At 63.0% G+C, this 23,497-nt stretch carries 17 protein-coding genes; 10 read left to right on the forward strand and 7 right to left on the reverse strand.

Annotated features, from left to right (window positions below):
- Positions 1–168 precede the first annotated feature (168 nt).
- The 5 genes from HV744_RS09440 (at position 169) to HV744_RS09460 (ending at position 9,063) form a co-directional block, all read left to right on the forward strand.
- Complete coding sequence (locus tag HV744_RS09440) at positions 169–1,104, forward strand: SDR family oxidoreductase (RefSeq protein WP_175149251.1); 936 nt, start codon at positions 169–171, stop codon at positions 1,102–1,104.
- A gap of 95 nt (positions 1,105–1,199) precedes the next feature.
- Positions 1,200–2,873, forward strand: coding sequence for an acyl-CoA synthetase (locus HV744_RS09445; protein ID WP_175149252.1), 1,674 nt, complete (start codon positions 1,200–1,202; stop codon positions 2,871–2,873).
- 927 nt (positions 2,874–3,800) lie between these two features.
- The gene (gene imuA, locus HV744_RS09450; protein WP_175149253.1) at positions 3,801–4,508 is read left to right on the forward strand and encodes a translesion DNA synthesis-associated protein ImuA; all 708 of its coding nucleotides are present in this window, start codon (positions 3,801–3,803) and stop codon (positions 4,506–4,508) included.
- Positions 4,438–5,907: a Y-family DNA polymerase gene (locus tag HV744_RS09455; RefSeq protein ID WP_175149399.1), complete on the forward strand. Its 1,470-nt coding sequence runs from the start codon at positions 4,438–4,440 to the stop codon at positions 5,905–5,907. The genes imuA and HV744_RS09455 overlap by 71 nt, the downstream gene beginning before the upstream one ends.
- 6 nt (positions 5,908–5,913) lie before the next feature.
- A complete protein-coding gene (locus HV744_RS09460) occupies positions 5,914–9,063 on the forward strand; it encodes an error-prone DNA polymerase (RefSeq protein ID WP_175149254.1) in 3,150 nt (1,049 codons plus the stop codon).
- Positions 9,064–9,150: 87 nt separating this feature from the next.
- Here HV744_RS09460 and HV744_RS09465 read toward each other — a convergent pair whose 3' ends face one another.
- A complete protein-coding gene (locus HV744_RS09465) occupies positions 9,151–9,540 on the reverse strand; it encodes a response regulator (protein WP_175149255.1) in 390 nt (129 codons plus the stop codon).
- A 143-nt stretch (positions 9,541–9,683) separates the two neighbouring features.
- Here HV744_RS09465 and HV744_RS09470 point away from each other — a divergent pair, with 143 nt between their 5' ends.
- From HV744_RS09470 to HV744_RS09480, 3 genes are all read left to right on the forward strand, one after another.
- The gene (locus HV744_RS09470; protein ID WP_175149256.1) at positions 9,684–10,646 is read left to right on the forward strand and encodes an SOS response-associated peptidase family protein; all 963 of its coding nucleotides are present in this window, start codon (positions 9,684–9,686) and stop codon (positions 10,644–10,646) included.
- 943 nt (positions 10,647–11,589) lie between these two features.
- Positions 11,590–12,606, forward strand: coding sequence for an alcohol dehydrogenase (locus HV744_RS09475; protein WP_175149257.1), 1,017 nt, complete (start codon positions 11,590–11,592; stop codon positions 12,604–12,606).
- Positions 12,607–12,664: 58 nt separating this feature from the next.
- A complete protein-coding gene (locus HV744_RS09480; protein WP_175149258.1) occupies positions 12,665–13,045 on the forward strand; it encodes a DUF5594 family protein in 381 nt (126 codons plus the stop codon).
- A gap of 144 nt (positions 13,046–13,189) precedes the next feature.
- Here the strand turns inward: HV744_RS09480 and HV744_RS09485 are convergent, their stop codons facing one another.
- The 6 genes from HV744_RS09485 to HV744_RS09510 all read right to left on the reverse strand — a co-directional run bounded on the left by HV744_RS09485 (position 13,190) and on the right by HV744_RS09510 (position 20,447).
- Positions 13,190–15,301 carry a phosphocholine-specific phospholipase C gene (locus HV744_RS09485; RefSeq protein ID WP_175149259.1) on the reverse strand — a complete coding sequence of 704 codons (2,112 nt, stop codon included), beginning with the start codon at positions 15,299–15,301 and terminating at the stop codon, positions 13,190–13,192.
- A gap of 81 nt (positions 15,302–15,382) precedes the next feature.
- The gene (locus HV744_RS09490; protein WP_175149260.1) at positions 15,383–15,706 is read right to left on the reverse strand and encodes a hypothetical protein; all 324 of its coding nucleotides are present in this window, start codon (positions 15,704–15,706) and stop codon (positions 15,383–15,385) included.
- A 111-nt stretch (positions 15,707–15,817) separates the two neighbouring features.
- Positions 15,818–16,660, reverse strand: coding sequence for an alpha/beta fold hydrolase (locus HV744_RS09495; protein WP_175149261.1), 843 nt, complete (start codon positions 16,658–16,660; stop codon positions 15,818–15,820).
- Between the two features lie 8 nt (positions 16,661–16,668).
- The gene (locus tag HV744_RS09500; protein WP_175149262.1) at positions 16,669–18,297 is read right to left on the reverse strand and encodes a benzoate-CoA ligase family protein; all 1,629 of its coding nucleotides are present in this window, start codon (positions 18,295–18,297) and stop codon (positions 16,669–16,671) included.
- A 79-nt stretch (positions 18,298–18,376) separates the two neighbouring features.
- Entirely contained in the window at positions 18,377–19,972 is a 1,596-nt protein-coding gene (locus HV744_RS09505; RefSeq protein ID WP_175149263.1) for a 3,4-dehydroadipyl-CoA semialdehyde dehydrogenase, read from the reverse strand.
- Between the two features lie 7 nt (positions 19,973–19,979).
- Positions 19,980–20,447, reverse strand: coding sequence for a DUF4863 family protein (locus tag HV744_RS09510; protein WP_175149264.1), 468 nt, complete (start codon positions 20,445–20,447; stop codon positions 19,980–19,982).
- Between the two features lie 202 nt (positions 20,448–20,649).
- Between HV744_RS09510 and HV744_RS09515 the strand changes: the two genes are divergently transcribed.
- Together HV744_RS09515 and boxC are read left to right on the forward strand one after the other, a co-directional pair.
- On the forward strand, positions 20,650–21,630 hold the full coding sequence (locus HV744_RS09515) for a helix-turn-helix transcriptional regulator (RefSeq protein ID WP_175149265.1): 981 nt from the start codon (positions 20,650–20,652) through the stop codon (positions 21,628–21,630).
- Positions 21,631–21,804: 174 nt separating this feature from the next.
- Positions 21,805–23,475, forward strand: coding sequence for a 2,3-epoxybenzoyl-CoA dihydrolase (boxC, locus tag HV744_RS09520; protein ID WP_175149266.1), 1,671 nt, complete (start codon positions 21,805–21,807; stop codon positions 23,473–23,475).
- Positions 23,476–23,497 lie beyond the last annotated feature (22 nt).

A 23,497-nucleotide genomic window follows, 5' to 3' on the forward strand; every position in this document is an offset into this window, starting at 1 on the left:
CATGAATCGGGAAATCGTTCAGCTGTAATCGCACACTTGTTGTCGCGAAACGTTGAGGTGAGCGGTAAGTTGGGCCTGAAACGGGGGCGCAGATGTGCCGAATCCGGCGGTTCACTTGAGCTAAACTCAAAAACCACAGCGCAGCAGCAAGTGACGGAGACACCTCGGATGCCTACAGCTTCGCAGTACACCTCATCGCCACCGACAGCCTCCTCGAATGGCTACCGTTCTGTCTTTCGGGAAGGCCTGTTCACCGGCCAGGTGATCGTTGTCACCGGCGCTGGCAGCGGACTAGGCCGTTGCACGGCACACGAACTCGCGTCGTTAGGGGCGATCCTGGCGCTGATCGGCCGCAGCGAAGACAAACTGAAAGCCGTTGAAGCCGAGTTGACAGCGGACCACCAACACCCCGCCAGTGGCCACAGAACCTACTCGTGCGACATCCGCAACGAACAGCAGGTCCGCGAAACGATCGCCTCGATCATCACGGAGCTGGGCCGCATCGACGGCCTCTTCAATTGCGCCGGCGGCCAATTTCCGGCCAGGCTGGAGAAGATCTCGTTGAACGGCTGGGACGCGGTCGTGCGCAACAACCTGCACGGCACCTTTCTGATGTCCCGCGAGTGCTACACCCAATGGATGCAGCATCACGGCGGCACGATCGTGAACATGCTCGCCGACATCTGGGGCGGCATGCCAGGCATGGGCCACTCGGGCGCGGCCCGGGCAGGCGTATGGAACTTCACGGAAACGGCGGCATGCGAGTGGGGCCACGCAGGCGTGCGGGTCAACGCGGTCGCGCCAGGCTGGATCGCGTCGGCCGGCATGGACAGCTACAACGAAGATTACCAGGCGCTGCTGCGCACGTTGAAACACAAAGTCCCGCTGCAACGCTTCGGCACCGAATCGGAACTGGCCAGCGCGGCCGTGTTCCTGCTATCCGAGGCGTCGGCGTTCATCAACGGCACGGTGATCCGCGTCGACGGCGGCGTGCCTAACGCGCGTCATTCGTGGCCGTTGCCGGAAGCGGAGCGTACGATCGAATACGACGGGTTCCCGCGCTATCAGCCGCCGACCGGTTTGCGGGACCAGACCGCAGCGTAGGCGAAAAGCCCGCGGAAAATTGCCCACCAGGCGCAACGTGCAACCCGACGCAACGCAGCCCCGCGCAAACCAGACAGCGACACGAAGGAGACACAATGAACCTCGAAGGCCAGACCTACGACTCGCTGACGGCGAACTTCGGATGGCGCGTTCCGGCGCGCTACAACATCGGCGTCGACGTATGCGATAAATGGGCCGACGGTTCAGGCCGTCTCGCGCTGATCTACGAAGACCCCGACGGCCACGCCACGCGCTACACGTTCGACGAATTGAAGACGCTGTCCGACCGTTTCGCGAACGCATTGCAGGCGTGCGGCGCGCAACGCGGCGACCGCATCGGCATTTTCCTGTCGCAATCGATCGAAACGGCGATCGCGCATCTCGCCGCCTACAAGGCGGGCATGGTGGCCGTGCCGCTGTTCGCGCTATTCGGCATCGACGCGATCGAACATCGCCTCGGCGATAGCGGCGCCGTCGCGCTGATCACCGATCACGCAGGTGTGCAGAAGATCGACGAGATCCGCGCCGCGTTGCCGGAGCTGCGCAACGTCTTCAGCGTCGATCTCGACCAGCACCACGGGGACGCGCCAGCACCCGTGCGTTCCTTCTGGGAGGCGCTCAAGCGCGCATCCGCCGAGTTCACGCCGGTGGACACCAGCGCGGACGATCCCGCAGTCATCATCTACACGTCGGGCACGACCGGCAAACCGAAGGGCGCGTTGCACGGGCATCGCGTCTTGCCCGGCCATCTGCCCGGTGTCGAGATCTCGCAGCAGGGCTTTCCCGCGCACGCGACGCTGATGTGGACGCCGGCGGACTGGGCGTGGATCGGCGGCCTGTTCGACGTGCTGCTGCCGTCGTGGCATCACGGCGTCGCCGTGCTCGCGCGCCGCTTTGCGAAATTCGACGGGCAGGCCGCGTTCGATCTGATGGCGCGGCACGCGGTCTCGCATACGTTCCTGCCGCCGACCGCGCTGAAGATGATGCGCGGCGTCGAGCGGCCCGAGCGCTGGAACCTCGCGTTGCGCTCGGTGGCGAGCGGCGGCGAATCGCTCGGCGAGGAACTGATCGGTTGGGGCCGCAAAGCGCTGGGTGTGACGATCAACGAGTTCTATGGACAGACCGAATGCAACGTCGTGGTGTCGTCGTGCGCGGCGCTGTTCGAGCCGCGCTTCGGCGCGATCGGCCGCGCGGTGCCGGGGCATCAGGTTGAGATCATCGACGCGCACGGTAACGAACTGCCGCCGGGCGCAATCGGCGATATCGCGGTGGCCGCGCCCGATCCGGTAATGTTCCTCGGCTACTGGCGCAACGAGCCGGCGACGCGCGGAAAATTTCGCGGCAAGTTTCTGCTGACCGGCGACCTCGGCACGCGCGACGCGGAGGGCTTTATCCGCTTCGTCGGCCGTGGCGACGACGTGATCACGAGTGCCGGTTACCGGATCGGACCGGCGTCGATCGAAGATTCGTTGCTGCGTCATCCCGCGGTCTCGATGGCGGCCGTGATCGGCGCACCGGACGCCGAGCGCACCGAAATCGTGATGGCGTTCGTGGTGCTGAACCCCGGCTTCGTCGGCGACGAAGCGCTGGTGCGCGAGATTCAGCAGCATGTCAAAACGCGCCTCGCCGCGCACGAATATCCGCGCGAGATCCGCTTCGTCGACAGCCTGCCGTTGACGGCGACCGGCAAGGTGATCCGCAAGGCGTTGCGTGCGGAACTCGCGCAGGACGCGGGCCGTCCCGCCGAAAAAAAACCTGAACACCAATGACCACGAGCACACGCCGACCCTCGATACGAACCGGATGCCCGGTGCTTCAATTAGCTTGCCGCCCATCGTGATGGTGCCGCTTGCCGCGTAGCGCTCAGGTTGGAGAATGTCCTCTTGCTGCAGGATGGCGTGTCCCCAAACGCGGTAGCCCTGGTAGGACTGCGACTCCATCAGCGAGCAACCTTTGCAGTCGCTCCGCGAGCCGTAACGCGAAGCACATTGCCTTCGGGTGTTATCTTTCGTGGAATGTCTGACAGGTCTGGCTCGCTCGCCGGAACAGCTTCTTCAATGTGACGTTGCCTCGCCACGAGATTGGGCGTAGCTGTTGGCGCGCGCCGCGCGTGAACTTTCACCGGATGCGGGATCACATGTCGATGACTCGCGAGCTTCGGCGTAGCTCTGACGTGCCGGGGCGCAGGCGCACGTGCCGCACGTGCCTCTGGCGGATTCCAGACTTCCGTGTAGCCACCCGATGCGAACGCGCCTGGCGCGAGCGTGGCCACCATCAACGCCAATCCAATTCTTGTCACGAATTCTCCTTGCCGGCTGTTCGTTTCAGCCACTCCTTGCAACTAACGCCCTGTCCGACGCAGCTGCCGTCACAGCCGGGGCAATATTGCCGGTCCCGTATGTCAGCGTTGGCACGCCACGCGCTCCCGCTCGTCGGACTTGCTGTCCCAACAGCGTGGCCATTTTCGCACGCGTAAAAGACGGGCTCGCCAGCTTTTCCACGCCTGAGCGCATCGTCAATGGCTTCGTCTCCGAACGCTGAGCGCAGTTTTGCAACGAATGCTGCCATCTCGGGCATCGGATGCCCGACCTTGCGAACGCGTGCATCCATGCGCCGCCTCCGATAAAAGTGTCAGTTCACTATCTCGAAATTGAGTGTACGATACTGTATAAATATACAGGTTTTTTGAGCTGCCTATGTCTACCGCCGCCGTTCGCGCTGAGGAAATACACCCGTCCCTGTGGCGGGCGTCCCAACTCGCGCACAGTCGAGGACGGGTCGTGGAAACCGGGTATCCCGCGCTGTCGGCTGAACTGCCGGGCGGCGGCTGGCCCGTCGGCGCGCTGATCGACCTGCTGGTCCAGCAGGCCGGCGTGGGAGAGATGCGGCTGCTTCGTCCCGCGCTCAGCGCGCTGGGCAAGCGGCCAGTTGCGATGGTCCAGCCGCCGCATGTCCCAAACGGGCTCGGCCTCGAGTACATCGGCCTGTCTCCGGAACAACTGTTGCAGATTCGTGCCTCCAGGACGGCGGATGCCTTGTGGTCGGCGGAACAGATTCTGCGCGCCGGAAGCTGCGGCGCATTGCTGTTCTGGTCGCAGTATGTCCAGACGTCTTCACTGCGACGGCTGCACCTGGCCGCGCAGTCGTCGGAGACGCTTTTCTTTATGGTCCGCCCGCTGGCTGCGGCACAGGATGCATCTCCCGCCGTTTTGCGGCTGGCGCTGCGGCCGGAACGGGAGGGTCTGACCGTCGACATTGCCAAGCGACGAGGTCCGGCACGCGCAGAACCTCTGTCCATTCCTCTTCAACCAACACCCGTCCTGTTTTCGCACCATGCGCGTATTTCTCGCCGTCCACTTGCCCCGGTTGCAGCTCGAGGTCTTCCGGCCAGGGTGGTTGCCTGAGCCCGCGCATGGCAGCGTGGTCCTCGACCGGGACAAGGTGCTGATAGCGGATGGCGTGGCGAGGTCTGCGGGTGTGCGGGTCGGCATGAAGCGCGGCGGTGTGCTGACACTGGCGCCTGAGGTTGAAATGTACGAGCGCGACCCCTCGCGAGAATACGCGGCACAACGCGAAGTGGCTGTGGCGCTCATGCAGTTCTCGCCCGAGGTCGCCGTGCTTGATGAGGCCGTCGTGGTTGCTGACATTGGCGCCAGCCTGCGTCTTTTTGGCGGACTGCTTGCAATCTGCCGGCAGGCCAAAGCAATCCTCGAAGCGATTGGACTCACCGCACGCATCAGTGCCGCCCCCACAGGCCAGGGCGCATGGCTGCTCGCGAGAAACCGGAACCGGCGCGTACTCAAGCTCGATTCGCTCGAACGACAGCTATCTGCGTTGCCCCTGCTATCCGTACCGGAAGTGCGGCAGTTTGCAGACTGGTTCACGGGACTTGGCTGCGAAACGATTGCCGACATCCGGAGGCTCCCTCGCGCCGGTTTGCAGCGTCGATGTGGTGAGCATCTGCTCGATTCCCTCGACCGCGCATTCGGCACGTCGCCAGAGCTTTTCGACTGGCTCGAGCCGCCGCCGACTTTTTCTGCCCGCGTCGAAATGCCGGAGCGCATCGAACATGCAGAGGCGGCGCTCTTCGGTGCGCACCGTCTCATCGTCCAGCTATGTGGCTGGCTGTGCGCGAAGCAACTGGCGCTGACGGGCGCGACCCTTTTGCTGGAGCACGAGCGCGGAAGGCAGGCCATCGAGCCGACGCCAGTCGAAATCGCGCTGGGCGAGCCGACATGGCGCGAGGAGCATCTGGTACGGCTCATCAAGGAGCGTCTTGGGCGGATAGCGCTGAGTGCGCCCGTCATCGCTCTGCGGCTTGATGCGTCAAACGTCCAGCCGGCGACACCCGCTTCGGACTCCCTGTTTCCGCAGCCCGGTGGGACGCCCGAGGACCATGCTCGTCTTATCGAGTTGCTGGTCGCGCGACTCGGTGAAGAAAACGTACTCAGACCCGCGCCAACCGCCGACTATCGTCCTGAGATTGCCAATCGATGGGTGCCGGTTGCGAGCGCATCGAAAAGCATAGTGCTGCCAGAGGGATTGCCGCGACCGACATGGCTACTGGAGAAGCCGGTGCGGCTTCTGATGCGCAAACACCGGCCGTTCTACGGCTCGCCATTGCGGATGGTGTCGCCCGGCGAACGCATCGAGGCCGGCTGGTTCGACGGCGAGCTGGTGACGCGCGACTATTTCGTCGCACAGGGTGAAGACCAGAGCTGCTTCTGGATATATCGCGAGCGCGTCAGCAGCCGGGACGCGGAAGCAGACCAGAGATGGTTCCTCCACGGTCTGTTCGGATGACGCGCCATGGACTCTACCTTTTCCACGCTGCCGGACTACGCGGAGCTATTCTGCTTTTCAAATTTCACTTTTCTGCACGGCGCCTCCCATGCGGAAGAGCTGGCTGAGCGCGCCGCTCAACTGGGCTACTCGGCGCTTGCGATAACCGATGAGTGTTCACTTGCCGGCGTGGTCCGCGCGCATGTCGCCGCGAAGGCGGCGCAGCTGCCGTTCATCGTCGGCTCGTACTTCAGGCTGGTGAACGCCGACGGCTCCCCAGCGTTTGGACTTATCCTGCTCGCGAAGAACCGCGAGGGATACGGCAACCTGTCTGAGCTCATCAGCCTGGCGCGCACGCGCGCTCCGAAGGGTGAATACCGGCTCACGCCTCAAGACCTGTCCCGGCCGGAGAAAGCGTATCGCCACCTGCTCGGGATGCCAGACTGCCTCGCCATTCTCCTCCCCGACTTCCCAGCGCAGGAGGCGGCGCTTCACGCACAGCTCGAGTGGCTCGACGATACCTTCACCCGCCGGGCGTGGGTCGGTCTGGTACTGCATCAGCGCGCGATGGATGACATTCATCGCGGCTCAGTCGAATTCGTCGCTCGCAATCAGGATGTGCCTGTCGTTGCACTGGGCAACGTCGTCATGCATGTGCGTTCGCGCAAGCCGCTGCAGGACACCATGACCGCCATCCGGGCAGGGAGGCCTGTCCACGAGTGCGGTTACGACCTCGCGCCTAACGCAGAGCAGCACTTGCGCTCCAGGTTGCGGCTTGCGAATCTCTACCCTGATGATGCGCTTGCCGCGACCATCGACATTGCGAGACGCTGCACATTTTCGCTCGATGAACTCCGCTACGAGTATCCCGACGAACTGGTGCCTGCGGGCTTTACCCCGGCCGCTTACCTCCGGCAGGAGACCTACATCGGAGCGCAACGGCGATTTCCTTCGGGCATCCCGCACAATGTTCAGGAGCAGATTGAACACGAACTCGAACTGATAGCTGACCTGCAGTACGAGCCGTACTTTCTGACGGTCTATGACATCGTGCGCTTCGCGCGCAGCCAGCACATCCTGTGTCAGGGGCGTGGCTCCGCCGCTAACTCCGCTGTCTGTTACTGCCTTGGGGTGACGGAGGTGGACCCGGCTCGAGGCAACATGCTGTTCGAGCGATTTATCTCGAAGGAGCGCGGCGAGCCACCCGATATCGACGTCGACTTCGAGCATCAGCGGCGTGAAGAAGTCATTCAATACATCTATCGCAAGTACGGCCGCGACCGGGCGGCGATTGCCGCGGCAGTCTCTACGTATCGGCCGCGAGGTGCGTTGCGTGAAACTGGCAAGGCGCTTGGCGTCGACCCGCAGATTGTGGATGCGGTCGCCAGGTCACACCACTGGTTTGATACCAGCCAGGACCTGCTCAAACGCTTTGCGGAGTCAGGACTTGACCCGGAGAAACCACTTATTCAGGCGTGGGCAAGACTTGCGTCCCAACTGCTCGGTTTCCCTCGGCACCTTTCGCAACACTCGGGCGGCTTTGTCATCAGTCGCGGCAAGCTCACGAGGCTCGTCCCAGTGGAGAACGCTGCGATGGCAGACCGTTCCGTTATCGAGTGGGACAAAGATGACCTTGAGTCATTGGGATTGCTGAAGATAGATGTCCTCGCACTCGGCATGCTCTCCGCCATCCGTCGTACGCTCGACCTGGTGTCGGAGCAGCGTGGCGGACGTTTCGAAATGCAAGACATCCCCGCAGAAGATCCGGCGACATACACAATGATTTCGGCGGCGGATACCGTCGGCGTCTTCCAGATTGAATCCCGGGCGCAAATGAGCATGCTGCCGCGGATGCAGCCGCGCACATTTTATGACCTCGTCATCGAAGTCGCCATCGTGCGGCCAGGGCCAATTCAGGGCGGTGCTGTTCATCCCTACCTGCAGCGCCGGCAAGGATTTGAGCCCGTGACGTATCCAGGTGACGCACTGAAGACAGCTCTTGGGCGAACCCTTGGCGTGCCGATTTTTCAGGAACAAGTGATGCAGATTGCGATTGCGGCGGCAGGGTTTACTCCGGGCGAGGCCGATGCGTTGAGGAGAGCGATGGCGGCCTGGAAGCGCAAAGGTGGTCTTGAGAAATACTATGACCGCATCGTAAATGGCTTGCAGGAACGCGGCTACGACCAGGCCTTCGCCGAAGGTATTTTTGAACAGATCAAAGGCTTTGGTGAATACGGCTTTCCCGAAAGTCATGCTGCCAGTTTCGCCTTGCTCGTGTATGCCAGCAGCTGGTTGAAGTGTCATGAACCCGAGGCCTTCCTGGCTGCCATGCTCAACAGCCAGCCGATGGGTTTTTATTCACCATCGCAACTGGTGCAGGATGCACAGAGACATGGTGTGAAAGTGCTACCAGTCGATGTGGCCATCAGCGGATGGGACTCATCACTTGAGCACTACGCCGGCGCGGCTCGACCCGCTGTTCGTCTCGGTCTGTCGCTGCTTCGCGGCATGAAAGATGGCGCTGCGGAGCGGATTGAAAATGCGCGGGCAGTTCGGACTTTCGGGAGCGTCAGCGACCTTGCTCGCCGGGCGCAGCTGGACCGGAAAGACCTTCATGTTCTAGCCGGCGCCAACGCGTTGGCGTCGCTCGCGGGAAACCGGCGCGAGGCGCTTTGGCAGTCGGTCGCTGCGGTACCTGATAAGGACATGCTCGCCGTCGCCGCGGTTCAGGATGAGACGCCTGAGCTGGGCGCACCGTCGCAGGCGCACGAGATCGTCGCTGACTACCGTTCTGTTGGCCTGACGCTAGGCCGGCATCCGCTTGAGCTGCTGCGGCCGGAACTGCTCGCAAACCGGTTAATGCCAGCATCAACGTTGCGCACCTATCGTGACGGGCGCCTTGCCCGCGGTTGTGGACTGGTGACGGTGCGGCAGCGCCCGGGAACGGCCAAGGGTGTGCTTTTTTTAACGCTTGAGGATGAAACTGGCAACGTCAACGTGATTATCTGGCCGTCCTTGTTTGAACGACAGCGCAAGGAAGCCTTGGGCGCATCGCTACTCGCGGTGTATGGCACGTGGCAATGCGAAGGAGAGGTTCGACACCTGGTCGCACAGCGACTTGTCGACATGTCCCATCTGCTTGGCGGCTTGATTACTGCAAGCAGAAATTTTTGCTGACTCGGCATTGTGCATGCGGTAGCCGTTTCCTTCTGGCAGCAAGTACGTTCGGGTTCTCCGTGTGTGCGCAAAGAGGCGGCTTATCGACTATGTTGTCTTGCCGCGCTGTTGCTCTCGATGGGTTACATGCTCTGCCAGCAGCCGCCGCATTGTAGTCAGTAAAAATGGCCCCTCTACTGGCTTACGAAGGAAGCCGTCATAGCTGACGAAGGCAGGGGGACTGGGTTCGCCGGAAACCAGAATAAAGACAACGTCGGCCAACCCAGGGAGAGTGCGCAAACGGTGACAGAGTTCGCTCCCTGACATGAGTGGCATGCGCCAATCCGCGACCACTATATCGACAGGGGCTTCAATGAACATTGCCAATGCTGACCGGCCGTCGGTCGCACTTCTGACTTCAAAGCCGTCGGCGGCGCAACTGGCGCCCCACGCGGCCAACGCCTCCACATCATCGTCTACCAGCAGTACGCTTGCCATAGCCAATTGTCCGAGTCGCCCTATGTTGTTTGGCAGCATGAAGCTGCCCAAAGTTCACGCGGACATCCGTCGATTCCGCATGGTCATCGCGCTCGCGTCGTTCCAGAGGATGCGTATCATGGGAAGACGAAACGGAGGCATTCATGTGCTACTCGGCTCAAATTCTGGCTGACTACCGAAGATTCGTGCGCACCTTCGGCGCCATCATGGACATCAGCGAATTCGCGCGGTTGTTCTTCGAGCGCGCCGAAGGCGCCAGCAAGGCGAAAGTGCCGAAAGCAATGGAGGACGCGTTCGCCGAACCGCAAACTGACGCCGAGCGCGAAATCAAAGCCTCCATCGACAAGTTCAACCGGGAGCAGGCTTCGAAGCTGGAGCAAGACCTGTTCAAGCAACGTAAGAGGCTGGCAGACGCGCAACGCACGCTTCAGGCGAAGGTCACCAGGGCAGCCGCCGAAAGTCAGCGAATCGCGACGGATAAAATCGCCTGGACCCTTGGCAAGCTTGAAGACATCCAGCGTGCCGTTCCTGATGCACGCGATTCGCGCATTTTCCCGGGGCACTACGCGCCAGTCATGGTGATGGAAAACGGAAAACGGGTCGTTAGGCCAATGCGATACCAATGCCGCATTGCTGGCAAACCAGCGTCGTACGACGTGAAATATCCGGGGACCTACAACGCCAGACGTGACAACTTGCAGGGCTTTTGGCAGCCGCTATTCGGCTATTCACACGGCATTCTTGTTGTCAGCACCTTCTATGAGAATGTCAGCAGAGCGAAGATGGAAGGCCGCGACCTTGCACCAGGCGTGAAGGACGAGAATGTGGTCCTCGAGTTCAACCCGAATCCGCCCCACGACATGCTGGTAGCTTGCCTGTGGTCACGCTGGTCCGCGCCGGGTGAGTCTGACCTGCTGTCATTTGCGGCAATAACCGATGAGCCACCACCCGAGGTTGCTGCCGCTGGCCATGACCGTTGCATCATTCCGATCAAGCCTGAAAACATTGACGCGTGGTTGAATCCCGATTCGGGCGACCTGGCGGCGTTGTACGGAATACTTGACGACAGGGACCGCCCCTATTACGAACACCGCCTGGCTGCATGACCGCCATCACGTTGCCCCTCATATTGGTTGCCTGGTTGAACCGGGCGGCCCCTGTTTTCAATCGTGGTGGTTAAGCCAGACCTTTCTCGCGATTGCACTGGCACGCCTGATGCGGCGTAGCCGCCAGGTGTCCCTCGAGTACGACAGGCACAATTTTGGAGTTCGCTCACAAGCGAGCGCGGTTAATCACGGCAATCACATTCAAGGAGGACCGATGCATCCAGGTCGACATTGGGTCTTGCTGCTGTCAGTAGTAGCTTTTGGCTCAACCGGAGCATGGGCGAGCGATATTCAATGTGCAACCACACGACAACTGGCTGAGCGCGTCATATGCGACCACGCCATCCTGAACAATGAGTACGACGATATCTTCGCGCAACAGCAGGCTCTGCTGCGCAGCGGGAAGCTCTCGCCCGAACAACTCGCCCGGTGGAGGCAAGCGCGCAGCGCCTGCACCGACGTCCACTGCATCGACGGCGTATTTGCCCGGTGGGCGGCGATGGCCAAGTCTGTCAAAGCCGTCGCTACCCCTGCACGGGCTCCGGCAATGGCCTCGTCTACTGACATGGCTCCAGTAGGGCCTCCTTCGGATGCAGTTCCCTCTGTCGCATTGCAGGCCTCCCCAACCTCGGAGGCGTCTCTCGTTCGCCAAGGCAGTGCCGCCGGCGTAGCGCTCCCGCAGCCGGTAGCGATGCAGGCTTCCGCGCCTGCTGTCGCTTCTGCTGCTTCCAGTCCGAGTGACTCCCGCAACCCGATCGGCATGAGCGCCAGTCTGATGGTGGCCTTGTTTGTCGCGATTGGATTCGGCGTGCTTTTCAGACGGCGAAAAAAGTGAAAGCCTTGCGCTAAACTCTCCGAACGCGTTCATTTAACGCGGTGGGACGGTGAATCCAGGCCGGCCCCCGGAATGCCGACCACATCGGCGACCAGCGAGGTGAAGTCCATGTCCAGGATGAAGGCTGTACAAGTGCAAGCAGCGGGAGGCCCATTGAAGCTCGTCGAGCTGGACGTTCCTCAACCGGGCGAGGGTCAGGTTCGCATCAAGGTTCAGGCGTGTGGAATTTGCCACAGTGATTCGTTGACCAAAGAGGGGCTCTGGCCGGGTCTGCAATATCCGCGGGTTCCGGGCCATGAAATAGCCGGCATTATCGATGCCGTCGGAACTGGCGTGGAGGGATGGAGCGCCGGGCGGCGGGTTGGCGTCGGTTGGCATGGAGGTCATTGCGGCCGGTGCGCGCGTTGCCGCCAGGGCGATTTTGTTCTTTGTGAAAAAGCGCAGGTGCCAGGCATCAGCTACGACGGTGGTTATGCAGAGTTCATCGTTGCCCCGGTAGAAGCGCTGGCCAGCATCCCGGATGACCTGTCTGATGCGGATGCAGCACCGTTACTGTGCGCTGGAATTACGACATTCAACGCGTTGAGGAATAGTGGCGCCCGCGCAGGCGACGTGGTTGCGGTTCTTGGTATCGGCGGCCTCGGACACCTGGGCGTGCAGTTCGCCCGGAAGATGGGCTTCAATACCGTTGCGATCGCCCGCGGACAAGACAAGGCATCACTGGCGAAAGAACTCGGGGCTCACCACTACATCGACAGCACAACACAGAGTATCCCGGAGGAACTGACCAGGCTGGGCGGTGCGAAGGTAATACTCGCGACGGTCACGAGTGGCAAGGCCATGAGCGCGGCAGTTGGCGGGTTGGGGTTAAACGGGAAGATGATCATGGTCGGGTTATCAGAAGAGCCCGTTGAAGTTCCAATCGCCCAGTTCATCATGGGACGCAATTCGATTCAGGGTTGGCCGTCAGGAACTTCCGCTGACTCTCAGGATACGCTTGCGTTCAGCGCACTCTCCGGCGTCAAGCCGATGATTGAGGAGTTTCCGCTCGAGCGTGCGGCCGAAGCGTATGACCGGATGATGAGTGGCGCAGCTCGTTTCAGGGTGGTGCTGAAGGTTGCGTGACGCGGCCCGGACGCATGCTACGATGCTCCGATGATTGCGCATAACGTCGGAGACATAGATGCGTCCGGAGAGTGCCGCCCGTTTCGATGAACAGTTTGCGCCGCGTATTGCCAAGGCGCTTGCCGCCTGTTTCGCCACCACCGTGCATACCGAAGTGCTGTCGTACGGCGGCCCTGGGCATCCCACCCGCGTGCGGATTCATGCAGCGCCGCTCGCGGAGCTGGGCCACTACGCGCATCCGTTGAATCTGTATCTGACCTGGGACGGCGATGAGATCGAAAGGCTGATGGGCGCGCAAGGGCAGACACGTTTCGCCAACTATCTCGCCGCGCTGCCGCGCAAGCTGACCGCGTGGACCCACGCGCGCGAACTGGATTTTCTATCGCATACGCAGGGCGAACCCGTGGCGTTGATCGGCGGCCTCGACTTCGAGTCATAAGCGGCGCGCGCAACGCGTCTTGACGACAAGGATCGTGCACGGCGAGCGCTGCGTAACGAACGGCTTCCAACAACAGGCAGGCGCTGCGCGAACCGCCTTGACATCGCGCAGCGCCACTATTCTGCCCCGACGTGCGACAGAAGCTCAACGACCCAAGGCCGGATCGCTCATGCTGCTCTTGCCGGTCTCCACGTGTCCGGCGAAGCGCCGCACGAACGATGCGTCGGTATCGACCGTGATCGCCAGGTCGTACCAGCCATATGCGTTGCGCAGATCGAGGTAGAGCTGTTCGGTATCGCCGCCGCGCACCGAAAGGCGGATCACGTTGTTCGCGTCGTACGCGTTGACGATCGTGAACTGGCAACGCGCGCTGCCCACGTTTTCCAGCCGCAGTTGCAGATTGCCGTTCGATACGTCGTAGCCCTCGGCGATGTCAGGCCGCGCGACGTCCGAGCCGTGCCACCAGTTGCGGGCGACCGGCTTGCCCGCGAAGCGACGCAGAAACCCGTTCGGGCCGTACACGGTGAAATCGTAGGTGCCGTCCGCATTCAACGGCAACTGATCCTGCAACCGCTTGCCGGCTTCGACCGTATAGGTGCGCGGCGCGTCGGGACTGTTCGCCGCATAGACGAGGAACACCGCGCCGGTGCGGCCCGTGTTGACGAAGCGCATCGTCAGCTGGTTGGCCGACCCTTCGCCGTGCACGCGTACGAACAGTTCGTACGGCAACGCGCGCGCGGGGCGCACGCCGGGCTCCTGCTTCGGCACCGCCTGCACGGCCGGCGGCAGCGGCACGTAATCCGGATGACGGTTCTGATCGGCGGGCACGTACGCGCTCGTGCCCGGCAGCGTCGGCAACGTGTCGTTCGGACTGCTGAAGTTGAACGCCGACATCAGATCGCCGCAGACCGCGCGACGCCACGGCGTGATGTTCGATTCGCCGAGGTTGTGCCGCTGGCCGAAACGCTTTTCGATGAAGCGGATCACCGACGTATGGTCGAACAGTTCCGAGCACACATAGCCGCCTTTCGACCACGGCGAGACCACCAGCATCGGCACACGCGGACCGAGCCCGTACGGGGCCGCGGCCGTTTTCGAATCGCCCGGATAGATTTCGTTGCTGGTGTCGACGGTGGACAGACCGCTGGCATTCGACGACGGCGCGAACGGCGGCGCGATGTGATCGAAGAAGCCGTCGTTCTCGTCGTAATTGATCAGCAGCACCGTCTTGCTCCACACCTCGGGATTCGACGTGAGAATCTGCAAGACCTGATCGATGTACCACGCGCCGTAGTTCGACGGCCAGTTCGGATGTTCGGAATACGCTTCGGGCGCGACGATCCATGAAACTTGCGGCAGCGTGTTGTTCTGCACGTCGCGCTTCAGAATGTCGAAGTAGCCGTCGCCTTTGGCCGCGTTGGTGCCCGTGCGCGCGTTGTCGTACAGCGGGTTGCCAGGCTGCGCATTACGGTACTGGTTGAAGTAGAGCAGCGAGTTGTCGCCGTAGTTGCCGATGTACGGGTTCTGCGTCCAGCCCCACGAGCCGTTCGCGTCGAGACCGGTGCCGACGTCCTGATAGATCTTCCACGAGATGCCCGCGTTCTGCAGCACTTCAGGATAGGTGGACCAGCCGTAGCCGAGTTCGGAGTTGTCGATCACCGGGCCGCCGCCGCTGCCGTCGTTGCCGACCCAGCCGCTCCACATGTAGTAGCGGTTCGGGTCCGTCGGGCCCATCAGCGAGCAGTGGTACGCGTCGCAGATCGTGAACGCGTCGGCGAGCTGATAGTGAAACGGAATGTCGTCACGCATCAGGTAGGCCATCGTCGTCGCGCTCTTGGCCGGCACCCATTGATCGTTGCGGCCGCCGTGCCATGCCGCGTGCGTGCTGCCCCAGTCGTGCGCGAGATCCTGCAGGAATTGCAGGCCCAGGTTGGGTGCGCTCGGGCGGAACGGCAGCACGTAGCCGGCATCCGCCGCGAGCGGTTGATACCACACCGGCTTGCCGTTCGGCAGATTGATCGCGCGGGTGTCGCCAAAACCGCGGACGCCTTTGAGCGTGCCGAAGTAGTGGTCGAACGAGCGGTTCTCCTGCATCAGCACGACGATGTGTTCGACGTCGCGGATCGAACCGGTGCGGTTGTTCGCCGGAATGGCGAGCGCGTTGCGAATGCCCAGCGGCAACATGCTCAACGCGGTGGCGGAACCGGCGGCTTGCGCGGCGGAGCGCAGAAAATCACGGCGATTTCTTGAAGTCATGGTTTTGGCTTTCGATCTTCAGTTGACGAACGATGCACATGGCGCGCGCACACGAGCCGCGCGTCGTGTGCGGCGCGGAACTCAATCCACGGTGTGGATGACGGGGGTGGCGAGCGGCGCCGGCGCGGCGGCGGACAGCGTTGCGTCGGCGCCCGAGGCGGGCAGCGCGGGCGTTTGAACCGTGAGCGCGGCCGGCGCGGGCGTGGCCAACGACGGATTCGCTGGCAGAACCGCGAGCGTGTTGCCGTGGTCGGCAGGACTATGGGTGGAGCTGAGCGTGCTGGTGTCCGCTGCGTTGTCGTCGTTGCCGCATGCGCCGAGCGATGTGCACAGCGACGCGGCGATCAATGCGCTTGTCAAACGTTTGCGCGGCAAAGCAGGACTGGGCTTCGACTCAACGGACATGACAATGTCTCCGGCACGGGGCAGGGGCGCCAGGGCATCGGTGTGCCGAGGTCAGCGATGTGGCAGCATAATCGCTGACCTGTGTAATTTTTGTGAAGAAAGGGTGAGGGACTAACGCTGCGCCGAAACAAACGCCGCAATCGCATCGTTCAACTTATCCGGTGCATCGCGATGCGGCGAATGTCCGCAGGCATCGAGCTTGACGAGCTTCGCATGCGGCACGCGGGCGGCGATCGTATCAATCTGCGCCATCGTGCCGTAGTTGTCGTCATGGCCTTGTATCGCGACCAGCGGCTGGCGGATGGACGCCAGTTCCGCGCTAATGGTCCACTGCCTGAACGCCGGATTCAGCCAGATGTCGTTCCAGCCATAGAACGCGGAATCGACGTCGGCGTGATAGCGGCTGAGCTTGCTGCGCAGATCCGTGGTTTCGTAGAGCTGCTTCGTCTGGGCGATGCTCTCCACCGAGATGTCTTCGACGAACACATGCGGTGCAATGACCACAGCGCCCGCCAGCGCGTCCGGATACAGTGCCGCGTACAGCAGCGCGATCGAGCCGCCGTCGCTATGGCCGATCACCCACATGCGCTGGCGTTCCCGCATGTCGATCTCGAGTGCATCGAGCAAAGCGGGGAGAATGTCGCGCGCCTGGGCCGTCATGAAATCGACCGGCCATTTCACGCCGTGCTCACGCGGCGTCGACAGTCCGTAGCCGGGCCGCGAATACACGAGGCCACGCATGCCGAGCCGCTCGCACAACGCTTGCGGCCAGTCGCGCCACATCGCGATCGAGCCGAGCCCTTCGTGCAGGAATACGGCGAGCGGCGCGTCGGACGCCGTTTCGTTGAGCCAGCGATATTCGATGCGCAACGGCCCGTGCGATGCCGTAGCGGGCAGTTCAGCGAAGCCGCTGGCCGTGGTGGCGGCAGCGGCGGCGAGGGCGGGGTTCTGCATGGATCACCTTATGACTGTTCGCGCAGTTTGAAGCGTTGAATCTTGCCGGTGGCGGTTTTCGGCAAATCGTCGACGAACACGATATCGCGCGGATACTTATGCGGCGCGAGCCGTTCCTTGACGAAGGCCTTCAACTCATCCGCGAGTATCTCAGACGGCGCGAAGTCGCGCTTCAAGACGACGAACGCGCGAGTCTTCACCAGGCCGCCGTGATCGACGCCGACCACCGCCGCTTCGAGCACCGCGTCGTGTTGCACCAGCACCATCTCCACTTCGACCGGCGACACATACTGGCCGCTGACTTTCAGCATGTCGTCGCTGCGGCCCGCATAGACATAGCAGCCGTTCGGCAGCCGGCGATACTTGTCGCCGCTGCGAATCCATTCGCCGAGGAACGTCGCGCGCGACTTCTCGCGATTGCCCCAGTACATCAGCGCCGCACTCGGCCCCTTGATATACAGGTCGCCGATTTCGCCATCCGGCACCGGATGACCGGCTTCGTCGCGCAGTTCCACTTCGTAGCCCGGCACGGGGCGGCCGGTCGTGCCGTATTCGACCGCGCCCGAGCGATTCGACAGGAAGATATGCAGCATTTCGGTCGAGCCGATGCCGTCGAGAATTTCGGCGCCGAAGTGCGCGGTGAAGCGCTCGCCGATTTCACGCGGCAATGCTTCGCCCGCCGACGCGCAGACACGCATCGCGACAGCGTCGCGCGCGGGCAGGTTGGGCGACACCAGCATGCTCGCGTACAGCGTGGGCACGCCGTAGAAAATGGTGGGGCGATGCTGGACGAGGCGCGCGAAAATCGCGTCGGCGGTAGGGCGCTCCGCCATCAGCACGGCGGTGGCGCCGACCGAAAGCGGGAACGTCAGCGCATTGCCGAGACCGTACGCAAAGAACAGCTTGGCTGCCGAAAACACTACGTCGCTTTCGACGATCCCCAACACCGCCTTCGCGTACAGCTCGCCGGTCCAGTACAGATTCGCATGCGTGTGGACCGTGCCTTTCGGCTTGCCGGTCGAGCCCGACGAATACAGCCAGAACGCGATGTCGTCGCAACCGCTCGCGCAGCCTTTGACGGCGGGCGTGGCGGCGTCGATCAGCGCTTCGAGCCGGAGTGCGGGCAGCGGCTCGCCGTCGAGCGGCTGTGAGGCGGGTTGTGACACGGGCTGTGACACGGGCTGTGACACGATCAACTGGCAACCGTCATGTTCGGCCGTATCCAGCGCCTGCGTGACGCTCGGCAGTAACGGACCCGAAGCGATCACGGCACGCGCATGGCTATGGGTGAGCATGTACACATAGTCGGCGGCGGTGAGCAGCGTGTTCGCGACCACCGGCACGACGCCCGCATACAGTGCGCCGAGAAAAGCGATCGGCAGCGCGACGGTATCGAGCATCACGAGCAGCACGCGCTCCTCGGGATGCACGCCGAGTGTGCGCAGTGCGGTCGCGAAGCGCCGCGCGCGTTCTTCGAGTTCGCCGTAAGTGGTGGTGCCGGCGTCGTCGATATAGGCGATCTTGCCGGCGCGCGTCTCATTCAGCCGAAACAGGTACGCGGCGAAATTGAATAGCGGGGGTGGCGGCGCGACCGTCGCGGCGGTTTGACTTGCAGCTGTTTCCAGCAGGGCTTCCATATGTCTCCTCCATCGGTGGGGGCGGTCCGGCTGTTCTGTGCTCGTGATCCGCGCGATGCGTGCAGCTCGCCTCGTGCCGCTAGACCGTGGGCAAGTGAGTCGTTTGCATGAGTGTGTCGATGGCCGCGCCTGGCGCCTGAACGGCGCAGCGCCGGTGATAGAAGCCGAGCGCGCGCAAGCCGCCGAGTTCTTCACCGCCGCCCGCGCGGCCGGGGCCGCCATGCAGCGACATCGGCATCACATTGCCGTGACCGGTTTGACTCTGCTGGACCGATGGCGAGATCGCATGCACGCGTCCGTGCGAATCGGCGAGTTCCAGCGCCAGCCGGCCGAGATGCGCATCGTCGTTCGAATAGATCGACGCGACGAGCGAGCCGTGGCCGCGCCGTGCCAGCGCGACCGCGTGCGCTTCGGGCAAGCCATTGCCGTTCGCGCCGACGCGATACGGTGCAATACTCGCCACCGGTCCGAATACTTCGACGTCGTGCAGCAGCGTCGCGCTGTCCGGGTCGTTGACCACGAACAGATGCGGCGCGACGCAAGCCGCAATCGCCGGGTCCGCGTCGATCAGCGGCGCAGCCGAGCCGTCGTACGCGAGCACTGCTTCCTCACGCAACGCGGCGATGCCGGCCAGCACGTTCTCGTATTGCTCGCGGCTCACGAGCGAGCCCATCCGCACGGCTTCGTTGCGCGGATTGCCGACGCTGATTTTCGCGAGCTTTGCTTTGAGTGCGTCGAGCACGGCTTCGAGCGCCGCTTCCGGCACGAACCCACGGCGGATCGCCGTGCATTTCTGCCCGGACTTGACCGTCATTTCGCGCACCACTTCCTTGATGAACAAGTCGAAGGCGGGCGTATCGGGCATGGCATCGGCGCACAGAATCGCGCTGTTCAGGCTGTCGGCTTCGACGTTCAGACGCGCGCCGCACTGTACGAAAGCCGGATGCTCGCGCAGCGTGGCGGCGGTTTCAGCCGAGCCGGTGAACGACACGACATCGAACGCCTGAATCTGATCGAGCAGACCCGCGGAGCTGCCGCAGATCACCGAGAGCGCGCCAGGCGGCAGAATGCCTGCATCGACCACATCGGCGACCATGCGCTGTGTGAGCCATGCGGTGGCCGTGGCGGGTTTGACGATGACCGGCACGCCCGATAGCAACGCGGGCGCCGCTTTCTCCCACAGACCCCAGGACGGAAAGTTGAAGGCATTGATGAAGAGCGCGACGCCGCGCGTCGGGGTCAGCACGTGCTGCACGCTGAACGATTGATCCTTGCCTAGCGCGACACTATCGCCGTCGCGCAGCGCATGCACGTCGCCGAGCGACGCACCGAGTTTCGCGTAGTACGACAAAGTAAACATGCCGCCGTCGATATCGACCGCCGAGTCGTTGCGCGTGGTGCCCGAGTTCGAGGTAGCGATCGCGTAGTAGTCGTCGCGCTTCGCTTGCAGCAGCTTGACGATCTCGGCGAGGCGGGCGGCGCGCTGCGCATAGGTCAGCGCGCGCAGCGCGGCGCCCGCCGCGTCGCGCGCAAAGCTGAAGGCCTGCGCGAGGTCGAGACCCGCGCTCGAGACGCGCACGAGCGCTGCGCCCGTCACCGGATCGGTCAGCGTCACGCCTGCGCCGCTGCCGGCGATCCACTGGCCGGCCACATGGTTCTTCAAGAGTTCGGTCATGGTTTTCTCAAGCGGAAGTGAATTCGATCGCGCCTTGCGGCAACAGATACAGCACCAGCGCCTGGCCGTTCGCGACGGTCGGACGATGCGCGGAGCCGGGGCCGTACACACACCAGCCGGCCGGATGGCCGTCGAACGTCGCGCCTTCCGTGAGCGGCATGATCAGGTCGATTTCGCCATGCGGATGAACGTGATGCGGACCGGCAATGTCGCGCATGTCGACGACGTCGACGGAAAAGCCGTGGGTCTCGGGCAATGGCTTGAAGATGCGGCCGTAGCGAATGCCGCCGCCTGCGCGGTTGCACAGCCAGCCTTCGGCGACGCCGCTGCGGCACGCGTTCGCGAGATCGCGGAACGTCGCGCTATCGGCCGGGTAGGTGTCGTTCAGCCAGGCCGCGAGCTGGCCGTCGAGCGGCCGGCCGGCGAGTTGCTCAGTGACGCCCGCAATCAGGCGCTGGAATTCATGTGGGGACATGCGACCTCCAGATTGGTGCGCTCACTCGCCTGAGATGCCCAAAGGCACCTTAATTCATGCGTGTTACCGCGCCGTCTCCATAGCGCTGCCGAAAGAGCTCGACAGCGTTTGTTATTGGATCAATATTTGGCGAAAATTAACTGTTCGTCCAGTGTGTGTCAAGCACTATAGTACATGTAACGCAGTCACGAGGTGGTAAAACATGAATCAAAAGTACTCTCCCGCACCGCTGGGCGAGCCCGCCGACGACGATGCGAACCGCGCCGAGCGGGCCGAGCGCGGCAGCGAGCGCGAGGAGCGCGATCCGTTTCTGACCGCGATGGGCGAGCGCGTGCGGCTGCTGCGCGCGCGCCGCGGCATGACCCGCAAGACGCTCGCCACCGAAACCGGCTTGTCGGAGCGGCATCTGGCGAATCTGGAGTCGGGCGTCGGCAATGCGTCGGTGCTGGTGCTGCGGCAACTCGCGGCCACCTTGAATTGTGCGCTCGCCGAAGTGATCGGCGACGAAACCACCGCCTCCGCCGAATGGCTGCTGATCCGCGAACTGCTGCACGGCCGCGATCAGGCGGCGTTGCAGCGCGCGCGCGTGGCGCTTGCCGAGATGTTCGCACAAGCGCCGCGCGACCCGCATCGCAAGGACCGGATTGCGCTGATCGGTCTGCGCGGCGCCGGCAAATCGACCCTCGGGCGGATGCTGGCGCAGGAGCGCAAGGTGCCGTTCATCGAACTGACGCGCGTGATCGAGCAACTGGCCGGCTGCCCGCCGTCGGAGATTCACTCGCTGTATGGAGCGAGCGCTTACCGGCGCTATGAGCACCGCGCGCTCGAAGCGGTGATTCACGAACACGAGCGTGCGGTGATTGCGTCGCCGGGTGGCCTGGTGTCCGAGTCGGGCACCTTCAACGCGCTGCTGTCGCATTGCTTCACCGTGTGGTTGCAGGCCACGCCGGAAGAGCATATGCGCCGCGTCATCGCGCAAGGCGACCTGCGGCCGATGTCGGGCAACAAGGAGGCGATGGACGACCTGAAGCGCATCCTCGCAGGACGTGGCGAGTTGTACGGGCGTGCCGACATGACCTTCGACACCAGCGAGAAAACCCTCGCCGACGCCTATCTGCAACTGCGCGACCGCCTTGCTGCAAGACTGGCCGCGGAATCGCCGGACGACGCCCGGGTGAGCTGACGTGCACTGGAGCGCCAGGGTTTACTAGCAAATATGCACTAAAGTGCTTTACATGGAGTTGACGATGCACTATTGTTCAAAAAACGAGTTTTGCATCGTCCAGTCACAACTATCTTTGCATGGGATCGGAGTAAGCGCTAAAGCGCTAACTCCGATCGACACAGGAGACGCCCCATGTCCACAGCAGAAACCGCCGTTGCGCCGGTCGAATACCGCACCGATCCTTCGCAGTACAAGCATTGGAAGCTGAGCTTCAACGGTCCCGTTGCGACGCTCGGGATCGATATCGCCGAAGACGGCGGCATCCGCGACGGCTACAAGCTGAAGCTCAATTCATACGACCTCGGTGTCGACATCGAACTGCACGACGCCATCCAGCGCATCCGCTTCGAGCATCCTGAAGTCAAAACCGTGGTGCTGACGAGCCTGAAGGACCGCGTGTTCTGCTCGGGCGCCAACATCTTCATGCTGGGTCTGTCCACGCATGCGTGGAAGGTCAACTTCTGCAAGTTCACCAACGAAACGCGCAACGGTCTGGAAGACTCGTCGCGTCATTCCGGTCTGAAGTTTCTCGCCGCGGTGAACGGCGCCTGCGCCGGCGGCGGCTACGAACTCGCGCTCGCTTGCGACGAGATCTATCTGGTGGACGACCGCTCGTCGTCGGTGTCGCTGCCGGAAGTGCCGCTGCTGGGCGTGCTGCCGGGCACCGGCGGCCTGACGCGCGTCACGGACAAGCGCAAGGTGCGCCACGATCGCGCCGACATCTTCTGCACGGTGGTCGAAGGCGTGCGCGGTGAACGCGCGAAGGCGTGGCGTCTCGTCGATGAAGTCGTGAAGCCGAACCAGTTCGATCAGGCGATCCAGGCGCGCGCGCTCGAACTCGCCGCGCACAGCGACCGCCCGGCAAACGCACAGGGCGTGGTGCTCACGCGTATCGAACGCACCGATCGCGCCGACGGCCTGACCTATCAAACACTCGACGTCACGATCGACCGCGCGAAGCGCATCGCGACGTTCACGGCCAAATCGCCGCAAAGCGAACCGCCCACGAGTATCGACGCAATCATCGCAGCCGGTGTGAACTGGTGGCCGCTGCAATTCGCTCGCGAACTCGACGACGCGATCCTGTCGATGCGCACCAACGAACTCGAAGTCGGCACCTGGGTCTTCAAAACCGAAGGTGATGCGCGCAATCTGCTTGCCGCCGACGCCACGCTGCTGCAGCACAAGGACCACTGGTTCGTGCGCGAGACCATCGGCCTGTTGCGCCGCACGCTCGCGCGCATCGATGTGTCGTCGCGTTCGTTGTTCGCGCTGATCGAGCCCGGTTCGTGCTTTGCCGGCACTTTCGCGGAACTCGCGTTCGCCGCTGATCGAACCTACATGGCCGCGTTGCCGAGCAATGAAGAGGAAGAGCCGGCCATCACGCTGTCCGAAGTCAACTTCGGTCTTTATCCGCTGGTCACGCATCAGTCGCGGCTCGCCCGGCGCTTCTATGAGGAAGCCGAGCCGCTCGACGCCGCGCGCTCGCGGATCGGCCAGCCGGTGAAGCCGGTCGAGGCCGAACACCTTGGCCTCGTGACCGCATCGCCCGACGATATCGACTGGGCCGACGAAATTCGCATCGCGCTCGAAGAACGCGCGGCGATGTCGCCGGACGCATTGACCGGCCTCGAAGCGAATCTGCGCTTCAACGGCCCGGAAACGATGGAGACGCGCATCTTCGGCCGTCTCACCGCCTGGCAGAACTGGATTTTCAACCGGCCGAACGCAGTGGGCGAGAAGGGTGCGCTCAAGGTGTACGGCAAGGGCAGCAAGGCGCAATTCGATGTCTCGCGCGTTTGATGCTCGCCTGAACGTGCGCCTG

The organism is Paraburkholderia ultramafica (assembly GCF_902859915.1).
Taxonomy (GTDB): domain Bacteria; phylum Pseudomonadota; class Gammaproteobacteria; order Burkholderiales; family Burkholderiaceae; genus Paraburkholderia; species Paraburkholderia ultramafica.